Here is a 14859-nt window from a genome sequence, read left to right as displayed (position 1 = left end):
GGAGATTAACATGATCGGAAAAAGAAAATTACCGGCAGCAAAGAAGAGAATAGGACTGAAAAAGGTACTGCCATTTTATCTGATGGTTTTGCCTGGATTAATTTACTTATTGATTAATAACTATTTGCCGATGTTTGGCATTGTCATAGCATTTAAGAAAATGAATTATACCAAAGGTATTTTTGGAAGTGACTGGAGTGGCCTGGATAACTTTCGGTTTCTGTTTGCATCAAAGGATGCCTGGTCCATCACCAGAAATACAATTTGTTACAATATAGCCTTTTTTGTAATTGGAACTGTTTGTGCAGTACTGCTGGCGATTTCGATCAATGAAATTCGCTCAAAGCATACTTCTAAATTGTACCAGATATTTATTTTACTGCCTTATCTCATGAGTTGGGTTGTTGTCAGTTATCTGGGATATGCATTTTTATCCAGTGAAAGCGGATTCTTGAACAAGACATTGTTTCCGGCGATGGGGCTGAAACCGGTTAATTGGTATCAGGATAAGACTTATTGGCCGCTGATTCTGATATTTGTAAATACATGGAAAAATGCAGGATACAGTATGATTATCTATTATTCCAGTATCGTGGGAATCAGTCAGGATTTTTTTGAAGCAGCACGGATTGACGGAGCATCGAAATGGAAACAAATCAGATATATCACGCTGCCCTTATTAAAACCTACTGTAATTACGCTGTTTATCTTAAGTGTAGGCCAGGTATTCCGTTCTGATTTCGGGTTGTTTTATCAGGTGACAAGAAACAGCGGGCCGCTGTATGAATTCACCAGAACAATAGATGTATATGTATATCAGGCATTGATGAAGAATGCGGATTACGGAATGGCAGGAGCAGCAAGTGTGTACCAGTCTATCTGTGGTTTCATCCTAATTTTAATCGCAAATAAGATTGTGAAAAAGTATCAGGCAGGCAGTGCGCTGTTCTAAAGGAGGCATAAATGAAAACAAGAGAAAATATGAGGACACAAATCATCACGAATGCAATCTGTATCATTGCGACTGCTGTTGCACTCTTACCATTCATTCTTTTGATTATTGCCTCATTTACAGATAATAGCTGGGCATCCGTCAACGGATTTACTTTTTTTCCAAAGGAATGGAGCTTATCAGCATATGAGTACATTGCTATGAAATGGCAGACGATTGGCCATGCTTATTTGATGACCATTATTGTAACTGCTGCAGGCACAGTGGCATGCCTTTTCATCAGCGTCTTATTTGCCTATGGCATCAGCAAGCAGTGGGTTCCGGGTATGAAAATTGTAAGCTTTCTGTTGATTTTTACCATGCTGTTCAATGGAGGTCTGGTGTCCACTTACTACTGTTATAACAAGATCTGGAATATTAAGGACACCATATGGGCATTAATTGTCCCGAATATGATGATGAATGCATTTAATATCATACTGATCCGGAATTATTTTATCAACAGTATTCCCATCAGTTTGGAAGAAGCAGCGAGAATAGACGGAGCCGGTGCGGTGCGGATCTTAATATCTATCGTGATTCCACTTAGTAAACCGATCATTGCAACCATCGGACTGATGACGGCTCTAAGCTACTGGAACGACTGGCTGAATGGTCTGTACTATTTATCAGCAAGAGGTGGTTCGGAGTATTATACCATTCAGATTGTATTGAATAATATCAGCAATGATATTCGTGCGATTTCCGCTGCAGCAACGAGCAGTGCGGCAATGGCGACGAATGTAAAATTGCCATCCACAACAATTCGGATGTCTATTGCTGTGATTGGTATCATCCCCATAGTGGCCATTTATCCGTTTTTCCAGAGATATTTGGTAAAAGGAATTACACTTGGAGGTGTAAAGGAGTAGCAGCGTTATTTATTACACGGTATGAAATACAGGAGGAAGAAACCGATGATTTACAGTAATTATTCATTTACAATCCCTCAGGAAAAGCAGGTCCGGGTCATTATTGATACGGATGCTAAGAATGAAGCAGATGACCAGTATGCCATTGTACAGGCTTTACTGAGTCCGAAGCTGGACAATGTAGGATTCATTGCCGCACGTTATGGATGCTTAGAGGACAGTGTGGACAGAAGTTATGCTGAACTGGAGAAAATATTTGATTTGATGGGCTTAAAGAAAGAGGATATGTTGTATCATGGAGCGCAGAGTGCGTTAAGGGATGAGCTTACCCCGGAGATTTCTGAGGGGGCAGAATTTATTATAAAAGAAGCACTTAAAGAGGATGAACGACCTTTGTTTGTACTGTTCCTGGGCGGCATAACCGATCTGGCAAGTGCCTATTTGATGGAGCCTGGAATTGCAAAGCGTTTAACCGCTGTCTGGATTGGAGGAGGTCCATATCCCCTCGGAGGGAATGAATTTAATCTCTGGAATGATATCAATGCAGCAAATGTTGTGTTTGCCTCGCCGATTGAATTGTGGCAGATTCCACAAAATGTATATAAGCAGGCAGCGGTTACGCTTGCCGAACTGGAATACCGGGTTCGTCCTCAGGGTGAAATCGGAAAATATCTGTTTGAGCAATTGGATGAATTCAACCAATGCGAAGGTGTTCGTAAGATGGATTATTTTACCGGAGAAAGGTATATTCTGGGTGACTCTCCGGCGGTTGGCGTGCTTTTGTATGGAGATAGCGCCAGTTATGAGTGGCGGCAGGCACCGCGGATAGCATCTGATATGACCTATGTACATCATGGAGTCAGCCGTCCCATCCGGGTGTATGATCAAATTGACCATCGGCTTCTGCTGGAAGATTTTTATTGCAAGCTGGCATTGTTTGCACAGAATGGAGTATCCCGTAACGAACGGGATAATATGTAAAAAATGAATGGAGAAATAAAGCTTATGAATCAATCATATAGGAATACGCAACTGAGCAGTGAAAAGCGGGCAGAATTGCTTTTACAGGAAATGAACACAGAAGAAAAGCTTGCACAGCTGACCTGTTTCCTGCCTGCAAAGGATCGGATGGAGGAATTAAAGGAGAAGTGCAGGAATGGTATTGGTGAGATCAGTACGCTGGAAATGAGAAATATTGAAAGTCTGGAAGCAGTGGCTGATTTTCAGCGGGATGTTCAGAAAATCATTATGGAACAGAGCCGCCATCACATCCCGGCGATTTTTCATATGGAAGGCTTATGCGGTGCGTTTATACAGGAAGCAGCCAGTTTTCCGGCTGGAATTGCACGAGGCTCATCCTGGGATGTTGAATTGGAGGAAAAAATTGCAGATGTTGTGTCAAGGCAGGAACGGGCAGTGGGGATTACCCATACGTTAGCTCCGGTACTGGATGTGGCAAGAGATCCCCGCATGGGAAGGCAAGGTGAGTCCTACGGGGAAGATGCAGCATTGGTATCCGCAATGGGAGCAGCCTATACGAGGGGGATTCAGCAGGGAGAAAGTGCAGGAAGAAAGTCTGAAGCAGTGGCGAAACATTTTTTGGGATCCCATCATACGCAGGGAGGAATTCATGGCACTCACCTGGAAATTCCGGATCGTCTGCTGCGGGAAGTGTACGCAAAGCCGTTTCAGGCTGCAATCAGCGAAAGCGGGCTAAAGGGAATTATGCCTTGTTATTGCAGCATAGACGGAGAACCGGCATCAGCATCGGCAAAACTTCTGACCGGGCTGCTGCGGGATGAAATGAAGTTCGATGGCGTGACCGTTTCGGATTACAGTGCAATCAGCAATATTCACGAAGTGCAGCATGTCTGTGAAAGCTATACAGATGCAGGCGAGCAGTCATTGCTGGCAGGAATGGACGTGGAGACGCCAAACCGTATGGCTTTTAACGATGAACTAATGATCAGGCTGCAAAATAGTGAGAAGGGCATAAAGCGTTTAGATCAGGCAGTTCTGGGCGTGCTGACTGCGAAGTTCAGAATGGGATTATTTGAAAATCCTTATGCACTTGCCGGTCAGGAATTAAAGCAGACATTTCTGGCAGGGGATGAAGAGGAAATTGCTTTACAGGCAGCTAGGGAGTCTCTGATCCTCCTTAAAAATAATGGAATACTTCCGCTCAAAGGAGGTATAAAAAAGATTGCCGTTATTGGTTGTCATGCTGAGAATGCCAGGGTCTTCTTTGGTGACTATACCCATTTGAGTATGTCTTCAGCAGTGCTGGCAGTGGCAAACTCCATAGCAGGAATTGGTGAATCGGGAACTGCGGGGAATAAAGACGCGGTTCTGATATCGGGCACCCAGGTTCAAAGTGATGAGACAGAAGAATTTATGGAGTTATTAAAGCTTCAGAAACCAAATGCTCTGAGCTTACTGGATCAACTGAAAAAAGATCTGCCAAATGTGGAAATTAGCAGTGCATACGGTTATCCCGCAGCGGGAAGTGATGAATCCGGATATGGGAAAGCATTGGAGATTGCAGCAGCAGCGGACCTGGTAATTATGACCCTTGGCGGCAGGTATTGCAGCTGTTCCATTGCGACTATGGGGGAAGGTGTAGACAGTTCAGATATTAATCTTCCGTCGTGTCAGGAACATTTTATCAGAGAGGCAGCAAAGCTTGGAAAGCCCATGGTGGGCATACATTTTAACGGCCGTCCCATATCCAGTGATGCAGCAGATGAATGCCTGGACGCAATACTGGAAGCCTGGGCACCAGCTGAGGGCGGTGCCAGAGCAATTTCCGAAGTGCTGCTGGGAGCATTTAATCCATGCGGAAAATTACCCGTGTCAGTTGCTTACCACACCGGACAGCTGCCTGTATATTATAATCATCCCTGGGGATCAGCATGGCATACGGGACGCAGCATAGGTTTTCAGGATTATGTGGATTTACCTCATACCCCACGCTATTGTTTTGGCTATGGCATGTCGTATACGCAGTTTGAGTACTCAGCGTTGCATATCCAAGCGAAAGAGATTTCTCCGGATGAAACAATTATGATAACCTGCGAAGTTAAAAATACCGGATCTGTGGATGGAACAGAAGTGGTACAGCTGTATTTTTCCGACAGCTATGCCAGTTTACAAAGACCCGTTAAGGAACTGGCGGGATTTGCCAGGGTGACTCTGATGGCGGGAGAAAAGAAGCAGGTGAAATTTATAGTGGAGCCCGGACAGCTGGCGTTTCTGGATAAAGATATGAAATGGAAGATTGAAGCAGGTGAATTCAAAGTAATGATAGGCAGTTCCTCAGAAGATATTCATTTAGAGGATTGTTTTGAAATAACGAATAACCTTTTTATTCAGGGGAATGAGCGGGGATTTTATGCAAAGGTGGAGGGATAGATTAGAAGTGACGGGATGAGTTTATTGGGATAGAAGATTTTTTTACTTGAAAATGAAAGAGGAATATTGGGAGGAAGGAAATTGAGAAGATTAAATCTTATGAAAAAAGTGTTAGCGGGTTTTATGGCTTTTGCAATGGTGATGAATGCCGGATTGCCGGCATTGGCTAAAGAATCAGATATCATTCTGGAAAGGGAGGCAGAAAGTAAAACGGGAATAGAAGTGGAAGCGCAATCAGACCTTATGGCAGCAGAACAGAAGGGTGTGGCAGAAGGAGAAGTAACTGCTGAGGGTCTGTTGGAGGGCTATGCCAATACGACGGGTATAGACCAGGCTGACAGCCCCACCATTACGTCTATAGAAGAACTTACTGCACCGGTACCGCATCTTAAAGTTATGGTTACAATTGGCAGCTTAGGCGGATTTGATGTGCATCTTCCTCCGAAAGATAAATTTGAGGGACGCTTTTACCAATTGGTGCACCCAACATTTCTGGACCGGAATGTGTCCGATCATAATATAGCGCTTGCTTATGACAGCGGGGCATATACCCTGCAGACAAGCGGAAGCGGCTTTGTTAAGGTTGGAATTAATCTTGACGCGGCTGCAGCACATATATCCAGAACGATTGCGAAAAATTACTATGGTTATGAGGATAAGATTTATGGCTATATTTATGGTGGCAGCGGCGGTTCCATGCAAGTAGTCGGGGCAATGGAAACCACCAACACCAAACTGCAGAATATATGGGATGGAGCGGTACCGTATATTACAGCCTCTCCGGTTTCACTTGGCAATTTTAATATCAGATTATTTGCCCGTGCTGTTCTGGAAGAGAAAGCGTCGCTTATTAAGGATGCGGTGAGTCCCGGAGGCAGCGGTGACCCTTACGCGGTGCTAAATGATATGGAAAGCGAAGTTCTGCGTGAAGTTACGAAGTTAGGCTTGCCTTTGCAGGCATGGGAGAATTATGAATATTTGCTTTTGATGAATAATCATAAAACTTTGCAAGATGCCCTGGCTGATGCAGAAGGTATTACAACTAATTTATATAAAGAAAAATTCTGGACTGAGCCGGGGTACCTGGGGACAGAAGATTCAGAGCTTGGCAGACTTTTTAGAAAATTAAGAGATTCGGGTATCAACCAGGACGGACTTTCGAATATTGCATATCACAGGCATATAGATCCAGGGATGACCTATCATACCTGGGATCATTTAAAAGATGCTGAGGGGACACCTTACTATGCACAGATCGGAGGACAGCATTCAGGCGTTGGAACAGCGTCTATGATGTCAGGCGGCGCCTCTTACTCCGGGAAGATTGGCATGAAGGTTATTATGATTCAGAATCTGATGGACGTTGATTCCTTTCCAACGGACGGGGACTGGTACAGGCAAAGGGTAAGGGAGCAGGGACTTGAATCAGATTTTAGAATCTGGGTTAACCAGTATGCGGATCATCAGGAGAACAAATATATGCATTTAGATCATCCATATCCCCTGGAAGATCTTCCGGAGCGTTTAATCAATTATGTGGGCAGTCTGGAACAGGCGCTGCGTGATCTGTCGGCTTGGGTGGAGGAAGGCGTGGAACCTCCTCAGTCATCCAGTTATGAAGTAGTTGACAGCCAGTTTGTTTTGCCGGATGATGCTGCGTCACGCTGGGGAATACAGCCGGTAGTTGATCTGTATGCAGATGGTGCCAAGAGGGCAGATATTGCTGCTGGCGATACCGTTACGTTAGAAGCAGCAGTTCAGGTACCGCCCGGAACAGGTTCTATTGTAAGTGCCAAGTGGGATTTATATGGTGATGGTAACTTCGTTGATACAGATTATGAAACGCTGTCTGACGGTAGTGTAATTGTCAGGGGCTCTGCAGTATATACCCAGCCTGGAACTTTTTATCCCCAGGTGCGGGTAGCCTCTCAGCGTGAAGGGGATTCAGACACACCATTTGCAAGGGTAGAGAATCTGGGACGTGCACGTGTTGTTGTAAAAGCCCAGGAACCGGATACTGAAGAAACGGAACCAGAAACGAAACCAGAAACAAAACCAGAGACAGAACAAGAGACTGAAAAAGGACCAGAAAATGCTAAAATTGATATCTCCAAGTCTGTTTTAAGTAAAATTGCCTCACAGGTATTTACCGGAAAAGCCATTACACCAGAGGTTCGATTAACATGCAATGGCAAGACAATGGCCAAAGATAAAGATTATACAATTTCTTACAGCAAAAATGTCAATATCGGTAAAGCAAAAGTGGTAATAACAGGCAAGGGTAATTACCAGGGCAGCCTGTCCACCACATTTGCAATCAATATGAAAAAAGGCAGGAGCTACACAATAGGCAACTACAGGTATAAAGTGACGAATGCCAGTGTCAATGGAAAAGGAACGGTAACCGTAACCGGTGTTAAAACAAAAGCATTAAAATCCATCACCGTTTTGAATACCGTAAAGATCGGAGGAAAGTCATTTCAGATAACTTCCATTGGAACTGGTGCATTTAAGAACTGCAAAAAAGCTACCAGAGCATCCATTGGAAAAAATGTGAAAACGATTGAGGCAAAAGCATTCCAGAATTGTAAAGGATTAAAGAAGATTACAATAAAAAGCACAGTGTTAAGGAAAACGGGAAAACAAGCGCTCAAAGGAATCAACAGGAATGCCAAAATCATAGTTCCCGGGAAAAAATTAAAAGCTTATACAGATCTTCTGAAAAATAAAGGACAAAAGAATACCGTGAAGATTAAAAACAGATAAACTGATTCAAGTATAGCCTCTCGGAATCTCTGATAAAAGCGGATTTTCCGGGAGACTATTTTAAAGTGGAGATAAAGAGTTCTATATGATCAGAAAGAGAAATGTATGATGAGTGAAGGGAGTTTTAGTCAATGTTTAAAAATGCAAAATGGATTGGAGTTCCAAAGCAGGAGCTTCAAAGATGTAATATTTTACAGGGAGAACAGAACAACAGATTTGCTTATTTTTATCTGGATATCCCGCTAAAAGAAACCGGTGTGCTGAAGATATGTTTATCTGCCGCAGCAAGGTACCGCATGTGGGTAAACGGGCATTCTATATTATCAGGACCCTGCAAAGGAGACCGTTATCGACAGTATTACGATGAAATCATGGTATCAAAATACCTGCGGACAGGAACAAACAGAATTGCCATTCAGGTGCTGGCATGCGATTCTTATATTGTAAATAACAGGATGAAAACCGGCACCCAGCCTTTGATTGCCTATGCAGGTCTTCCCCTGGGACACCGTCTTGCAGTCCAGGGAGGTATATTCAACGCAAAGGAAGAAAAAATTGCCGATATTACAACAGGTATCGCTGACTGGAGGGTGCGTCTGGAAGGAAGCTATCAGTTGGAGTTTCAGGAACCATATCTCACTTGGTTTGGGGCAATAGCAGAGCGTATTCCCAAGACAGCAGTGCCTTTTTCCTGGAAGAAGGCAGAAAGCCGGATAGAATTTCAAAGGGCAGAGATGCTGGAACCGGTACAGACAGATGATGGGAATGCAGGTTTTGGTAATATCGGTGCGCTTGTAATGAAAGAGCGGGAGATACCGCTGCTCTATGAAACCGAGAATACCTTTCAAAAAGAACTGCTGGAGCAGGTTATTCCAGGGGATATTCATATCGGGAAAAATACCAGAAGGGAGTTTATCCTGGATGCGGGTGAAATAAAGACAGCCTTTGTGAAATATGCATTTTCCTCTGGAAAAGATGCAAAGGTAAGTTTTACATATGCAGAACGGTTTATGGGAGGGCAGGTGGATGTCAGGCGGGATGATTATATAAACGGCACGTTGGACGGGATGCAGGATGAAATTTTTTTGGATGGTACGGAATTGCTATATGAACCTTTCTGGTACCGCACGTTTCGTTTTATTAAGATTGTAATAGAAACCGGTGACAATGAGGTGTATTTTCGAGAACCGCATTTTATGGAAACCGGATATCCCATTGAGGTACAGACCTGGGTGGATTCCTCTAACAGCTGGGTTAAAGAAGTCTGGGAAATCTGTGTAAATACGCTAAAGAGATGCATGAATGAGACCTATATGGATTGTCCCTATTATGAACAGATGCAGTTTCCCATGGATACCCGTCTGCAGGCACTGTACACCTATATTTGCAGCAATGATACCCGGCTGGCAAAAAAGGCAATTAAGGATTTTCATTATAGTATTATTCCGGACGGGCTGGTTCAGGGGAAATACCCCTGTTCCCATACACAGATTATTTCCACATTTTCACTGCACTATATTTTTATGCTTAAGGAATATTATATCCAGACCGGTGACCGGGAGACGATCAGAAGATATCGCCCGGATGTGGATCTGATATTAGATTATTATGACCGCAAGATCAAAAACGGGCTTGTTGAAAATCTGGGCTATTGGGAATTTGTTGACTGGCAGCCTGAATGGGAGGCACAAAATGGTTCCCCCGAGGCCACGGCTTATGGTGCCTCTACGATTATTAATCTGATGTATTCTTATGCACTATCCTGTGGGGCGGATATAAATGAGGAAACCGGGCGGTGCGGCGTGGCGGCAGAGTATCGTAACCGCCAAAGAAGCATATGTGATGCAGTGGAGAAACTTTGCTGGTCAGAGAAGAGGAAGCTATATCGGGAAGGACCGGAGTTTGAACAATACAGCGTTCATGCACAGGCATGGGCGGTCTTAAATAAAATGAAGGAAGGGCGCCTGGCAGGGGAGTTAATGGAACGGGCATTGGCTGGTACCGGTGTAGTTTCGTATTCTTTTTCCACCAGCTTCGAGCTGCTAGAAGCACTTGCCCTTGCCGGAAAATATGAACTGGCTAAAAGCATATTTAAACAGTGGCAGGATCTTAAGGGCAAGGGCTGTACAACCTGTCCTGAGGTGCCGGTAAACAGCCGGAGTGATTGTCATGCATGGAGTGCCCAGCCGATCTATGAGCTGATTCATCATATCCTGGGAATCCAAATAGAAGAACCGGGCTGGAAAAAGATCAGCATAAAACCCCATTTATCTTTTGTCAGTGATTTGAAAGGGGAACTGATCACACCAATGGGGATTCTGCGTTTTCAGATGGAAAAGAAGCAGGGGGCAATACGCGGGGAAATCTTTGTTCCTATGGGTATGGAAGCATCTTATACGGACGGGGAAGGGGCAGTAATACCATTAAATATGGGAGAAAGTAATGAGATTATTGTTGATGGCCATCAGATCAGAGAAGAGAGTAAAGCTTAATTGCCGGGGAAAGTCCGGCATTACAGAGATAGTCAATGAATTTAACCTTTGTGGACTGAAAGACTCAGAATGGAGAAAATAATGAAAATTGTAAGATGCAGAACGAATCATATGAAAAACCCGTTGGGATTTTGGTTTGAACAGCCTGTTATATCATGGACAGTAACGGAAACCTTGGATAAGAAGCAGGAAACAGCCAAAATAGTAGTGGCATTGGATGCCCAATTGAACAAGATCATATATGACACCGGTAAGGATAACACACTGTCTGGCTTAGGTACGACCATCCCCATTGAACTTTTGCCGTTTACCAGATATTACTGGCAGGTATCAGTTTGGGGAGATGGGGGAGATGAAGGGGTTTCTAAGGTTTCGTGGTTTGAGACGGGGCGTCGTGATGTACCGTGGAAGTCCTGCTGGATTACACCTGCATGGGAAGATAACGCCATTCATCCATATATCTGGCACAAGTTTACCCTGGAACAGCCGGTCAGATCAGCCAGAGCCTATGCAGTTGGCGTGGGGATGTATGAACTAATGTTAAATGGGTCCAAAGTGGGCAATGAGTATTTTGCACCGGGCTGTACCGTATATGAAAAGGGAATACAGTGTTACACCTATGATATCACAAAGTTTTTGGGAACAGGAGAAAATGTAATCGGGGCTATTTTAGGCAATGGCTGGGCAAAAGGACGTTTCGGTGTCTTTGGTCCGGATGTGCATTCACAGGCATCAGACAGGTTTGCTTTGCGGATGGAACTGCGCATCACTCTTTTAGACGGGAGTGAAATGGAGATTGGGACGGATGAAGACTGGAAATGTATTGAAGCACCAGTCATAGCAGATAGCCTTTATGACGGAGAAATCTATGATGCCCGCAAAGAAATCAGTGGCGGTCAGAGGTCTGAATTCAATTTGGATAAAGATTCTGGAACAACGGAACCGGGCAATTTGGATAAAGGTGCTGGTACACTTGAACTGGACAATGCAGACCTGGATGCAGTACGGCGGTGGGAGCCGGAAAACTTAGGCAGGATTGTGGACCGGCTGTCGCTGCCGGTGTGCAAAAAGCTAACGGTGAAACCTGTCTCGCTTTTTAGAACGAAGAAGAACGAACTGGTGCTTGATATGGGACAGAACTTAGCAGGGGGGCTGGCTGTACGGATACATGAGCCATGTGGTACCAGGTTAAAGTTTAGTTTTGGAGAAGTATTGCAGGATGATTGCTTTTATAATGAGAATTTACGAAGTGCTAAACAGGAGTACATCTATATTGCCAATGGGGAAGAACGTATTGCAGAGCCGCATTTCGTATTCTATGGTTTTCGTTATGTTAAGCTGGAGGGATTTACGAAAGAGCCGGTCATAGAGGATTTTACCGGATATGCGATGTATTCTGATTTAGAAGAAACCGGTCAGATTACCACTTCTGATCCACAGGTCAATCAACTGTTTGAAAATGCCAAATGGAGTCAGAGAGGAAATTTCGTGGACGTCCCGACGGATTGTCCGCAACGTGACGAACGGATGGGATGGACAGGAGATGCTCAGGTTTTCAGCGAAACTGCCTCCTACAATATGGAAACTTACGAATTTTATACGAAATATCTGCAGGACCTTTGGAATGAACAAAAACTACAGAATGGAATGGTCGGAAATATCATTCCATCTTTTACGAAAAGGAAAACGGATGTCAGCGATCCGATTCAGGGTGGATCTGCTGCATGGGGGGATGCCGCGGTTATAATACCCTGGCGCCTGTATCTGCATTATGGGGATATCACGATTCTTAAGCGCCAGTATGAGAGCATGAAGGCCTGGGTAGACTGGATCAGGCGGCAGGATGAGGCGGATGGCTGTTCCTGGCTATGGAGGACAGGATTTCAATTTGGTGACTGGCTGGCTCTGGATGGCAGGACAGCAGGCGGAACCCAGGGAGGCACAGATAAAGTCTACATTGCATCTGCCTACTATTCCTACTCGGCGGATTTGGTCAGCAAAAGTGCTAAGGTACTGGGTTTTACGGATGATGAAGAATACTACCGGGAATTGTCGGAGAGGGTAAAACAAGCGATTTTAAATGAATACTTTTCACCCAACGGCAGATTGACAATCAAAACCCAGACGGCATATATTCTCGCCTTATATATGGAACTGATACCAAAAGAGTGGGAAACAAGAGTGGTGGAGGACTTAGCAAGGCGGGTGGAAGAGGATAACATGCACCTGACAACAGGATTTGTTGGAACACCGTATCTCTGCCGGGTATTGTCTGCGCATGGCTATGCAGATCATGCATACCGAATCTTTTTTCAGGAAGATTATCCGGGATGGCTGTATGAGATCAGGATGGGAGCGACAACCATCTGGGAAAGATGGAACTCCATATTACCGGATGGCAGAATATCAGACACCGGTATGAATTCATTGAATCACTATGCCTATGGGTCAATTGTAGAGTGGTTGTACCAAAGCGTTTGCGGACTGCAGATTCAGGAACAATATCCGGGATTTAAGCAGTTTGTGATAAAACCCACTCTTTGCAAAAAGCTGAAATATGCACAGGCAGACTATCAGTCACCGGCAGGCTCTATTCACAGCCGCTGGGAGGTGGCGGATAATAAGATGCAGATGAATATTACGATACCCTTTGATGCTAAGGCGGCAGTTTACCTTCCCTGTCCAAAACCGGAAACAATTGTGGGGATCGACAGTCAGCTCCTGCAGGAAGCCAGCGGCGGGTACAGGTACGCAGATCTTCCGGCAGGAGAGTATCAGATAACCTATGATTTACAATGGGATGCAGGGGCGTGCTATTCATTTGATTATTCGGTGAATGAAATGATATCGGTACCCGAGGCGGCAGATATTTTATATGATCTGACGGATAGGATTGGGATCATGTCAAAGGATCTGGCACCGGATCTTAATAAACCACTGAGTGATGCCCTTAAGGAAATGGATCCGGCTGCCCTGGAACAAATTCGGGAACTTATGGACCTTGAGCAAATGGAACGCAGGCTTCAAATGATACCGGTAACAAGAATAAGGTGAACATGCAATTTCAGACCGGTTCCTGAGCGAACGGATATCAGGAATGAATCAATAGACAGACTTGAGGAGGTAATATAAATGTATCATACAATACGTCCCGGCCAAATCTGGCTGGATACAAACGGCAGCAGAATACAGGCACACGGTGGTTCCGTAATATATCTGGACGGCGTTTACTACTGGTACGGTGAAAATAAGGAAAAAACCACCGGCAGAGATGATATCTGGCATTGGGGAGTGCGGTGCTATGCATCAGCAGACCTGTATAACTGGGAGGATAAGGGGGTGATCATAAAACCGGATACAGAAGATCCAGCATCTTCTCTGCATCCCACAGCGATGATGGACCGTCCGCATATTATTTACAACGCGGATACCAAAAAGTATGTTTGCTGGTTAAAAATTATGAACCGAAATGGCTCCCAGACAGAAACGATATTGACGTCCGATCACATATTAGGACCATATACAAAAGTCCGGGAAGGGCTGAAACCCTTAAATATGAGTGCCGGGGATTTCGACCTGGCGGTGGCACCGGATGGAAAAGCCTATTATTATTTTGAACGGGTACACAGTGAGACGATCTGTGCTGATCTGACGCCTGACTATACGGACGTAACCGGATATTACAGTACGCATTTTCCCCATAGTGGACCACCCTATGTAAGGGAGGCAACAGCACATTTCATGAGAAAGGGCAAACATTACCTGCTTACATCGGGAACAAGCGGCTACCTTCCCAATCCTTCAGAAGTTGCTGTGGCGGATACCTGGCACGGTCCGTTTCGTGTACTTGGAAATCCCCATTCCGATGATGAATCAGGGACATCTTACCATTCACAAATTTCGTCAGTATTCAAAGTGCCGGGAAAGAAAGACCTGTATATCGCCTGCGCCGACAGATGGCTGCCTGAATTCGTACACACCGGCTACGAAGATTACCGGAAAGTATTTGAGATGGCATTTCATCCGGATGAAGAGAAAAGGAAGGATATTGATGAAATCATATCCTCAGAAGGGCTGGACAGGCATCTGGTCCATGATGTAAACAGAAATACTTCTATTGCTGATTATGTATGGCTGCCACTGCGGTTTACGGACGGCATGGTATATGTGGATTGGAAAGAGGAATGGAAGATCGAGGATTATGAGTAAGCGGCTGAATGGAAAAGAGGAATGGAAGATCGAGGATTATGAGTAAGCAGCTGAATGGAAAAGAGGAATGGAAGATCGAGGATTATGAGTAAACGGTTGAATGGTAAAGAAGAAAGCA

The 14859-nt window shown here is 44.6% G+C and carries 8 protein-coding genes; all 8 read left to right on the top strand.

Annotated elements, in window-relative coordinates:
• Positions 1–10: 10 nt before the first annotated feature.
• Entirely contained in the window at positions 11–952 is a 942-nt protein-coding gene (locus QR40_RS10115; protein WP_044289415.1) for an ABC transporter permease, read from the top strand.
• Between the two features lie 11 nt (positions 953–963).
• Positions 964–1863: a carbohydrate ABC transporter permease gene (locus QR40_RS10110; RefSeq protein ID WP_027294483.1), complete on the top strand. Its 900-nt coding sequence runs from the start codon at positions 964–966 to the stop codon at positions 1861–1863.
• A 45-nt stretch (positions 1864–1908) separates the two neighbouring features.
• Positions 1909–2844: a nucleoside hydrolase gene (locus QR40_RS10105; RefSeq protein ID WP_044294742.1), complete on the top strand. Its 936-nt coding sequence runs from the start codon at positions 1909–1911 to the stop codon at positions 2842–2844.
• Positions 2845–2868: 24 nt separating this feature from the next.
• A complete protein-coding gene (locus QR40_RS10100) occupies positions 2869–5274 on the top strand; it encodes a glycoside hydrolase family 3 N-terminal domain-containing protein (RefSeq protein ID WP_044294741.1) in 2406 nt (801 codons plus the stop codon).
• A gap of 81 nt (positions 5275–5355) precedes the next feature.
• Entirely contained in the window at positions 5356–8040 is a 2685-nt protein-coding gene (locus QR40_RS32265) for a leucine-rich repeat protein (RefSeq protein ID WP_052430788.1), read from the top strand.
• A 131-nt stretch (positions 8041–8171) separates the two neighbouring features.
• Positions 8172–10532: an alpha-L-rhamnosidase-related protein gene (locus tag QR40_RS10090; protein WP_044294740.1), complete on the top strand. Its 2361-nt coding sequence runs from the start codon at positions 8172–8174 to the stop codon at positions 10530–10532.
• 81 nt (positions 10533–10613) lie between these two features.
• Positions 10614–13586, top strand: coding sequence for an alpha-L-rhamnosidase (locus QR40_RS10085; RefSeq protein WP_052430787.1), 2973 nt, complete (start codon positions 10614–10616; stop codon positions 13584–13586).
• Positions 13587–13664: 78 nt separating this feature from the next.
• A complete protein-coding gene (locus QR40_RS10080) occupies positions 13665–14741 on the top strand; it encodes a family 43 glycosylhydrolase (RefSeq protein ID WP_044294739.1) in 1077 nt (358 codons plus the stop codon).
• The last annotated feature ends 118 nt before the right edge of the window (positions 14742–14859 follow it).

It is taken from the genome of Robinsoniella peoriensis, assembly GCF_000797495.1.
GTDB classification, from domain to species: Bacteria; Bacillota; Clostridia; order Lachnospirales; family Lachnospiraceae; genus Robinsoniella; species Robinsoniella peoriensis.
Note: the sequence above shows the minus strand (reverse complement) of the source record. Positions and strands in the feature narration are given on the sequence as shown.

What these genes read in the sequence shown, in the direction of transcription:
- QR40_RS10110 (WP_027294483.1), top strand. Translation starts at nt 964, where the DNA reads ATGAAAACAAGAGAAAATATGAGGACACAAATCATCACGAATGCAATC.
- QR40_RS10090 (WP_044294740.1), top strand. Translation starts at nt 8,172, where the DNA reads ATGTTTAAAAATGCAAAATGGATTGGAGTTCCAAAGCAGGAGCTTCAA.
- QR40_RS10100 (WP_044294741.1), top strand. Translation starts at nt 2,869, where the DNA reads ATGAATCAATCATATAGGAATACGCAACTGAGCAGTGAAAAGCGGGCA.
- QR40_RS10080 (WP_044294739.1), top strand. Translation starts at nt 13,665, where the DNA reads ATGTATCATACAATACGTCCCGGCCAAATCTGGCTGGATACAAACGGC.
- QR40_RS10105 (WP_044294742.1), top strand. Translation starts at nt 1,909, where the DNA reads ATGATTTACAGTAATTATTCATTTACAATCCCTCAGGAAAAGCAGGTC.
- QR40_RS10085 (WP_052430787.1), top strand. Translation starts at nt 10,614, where the DNA reads ATGAAAATTGTAAGATGCAGAACGAATCATATGAAAAACCCGTTGGGA.
- QR40_RS10115 (WP_044289415.1), top strand. Translation starts at nt 11, where the DNA reads ATGATCGGAAAAAGAAAATTACCGGCAGCAAAGAAGAGAATAGGACTG.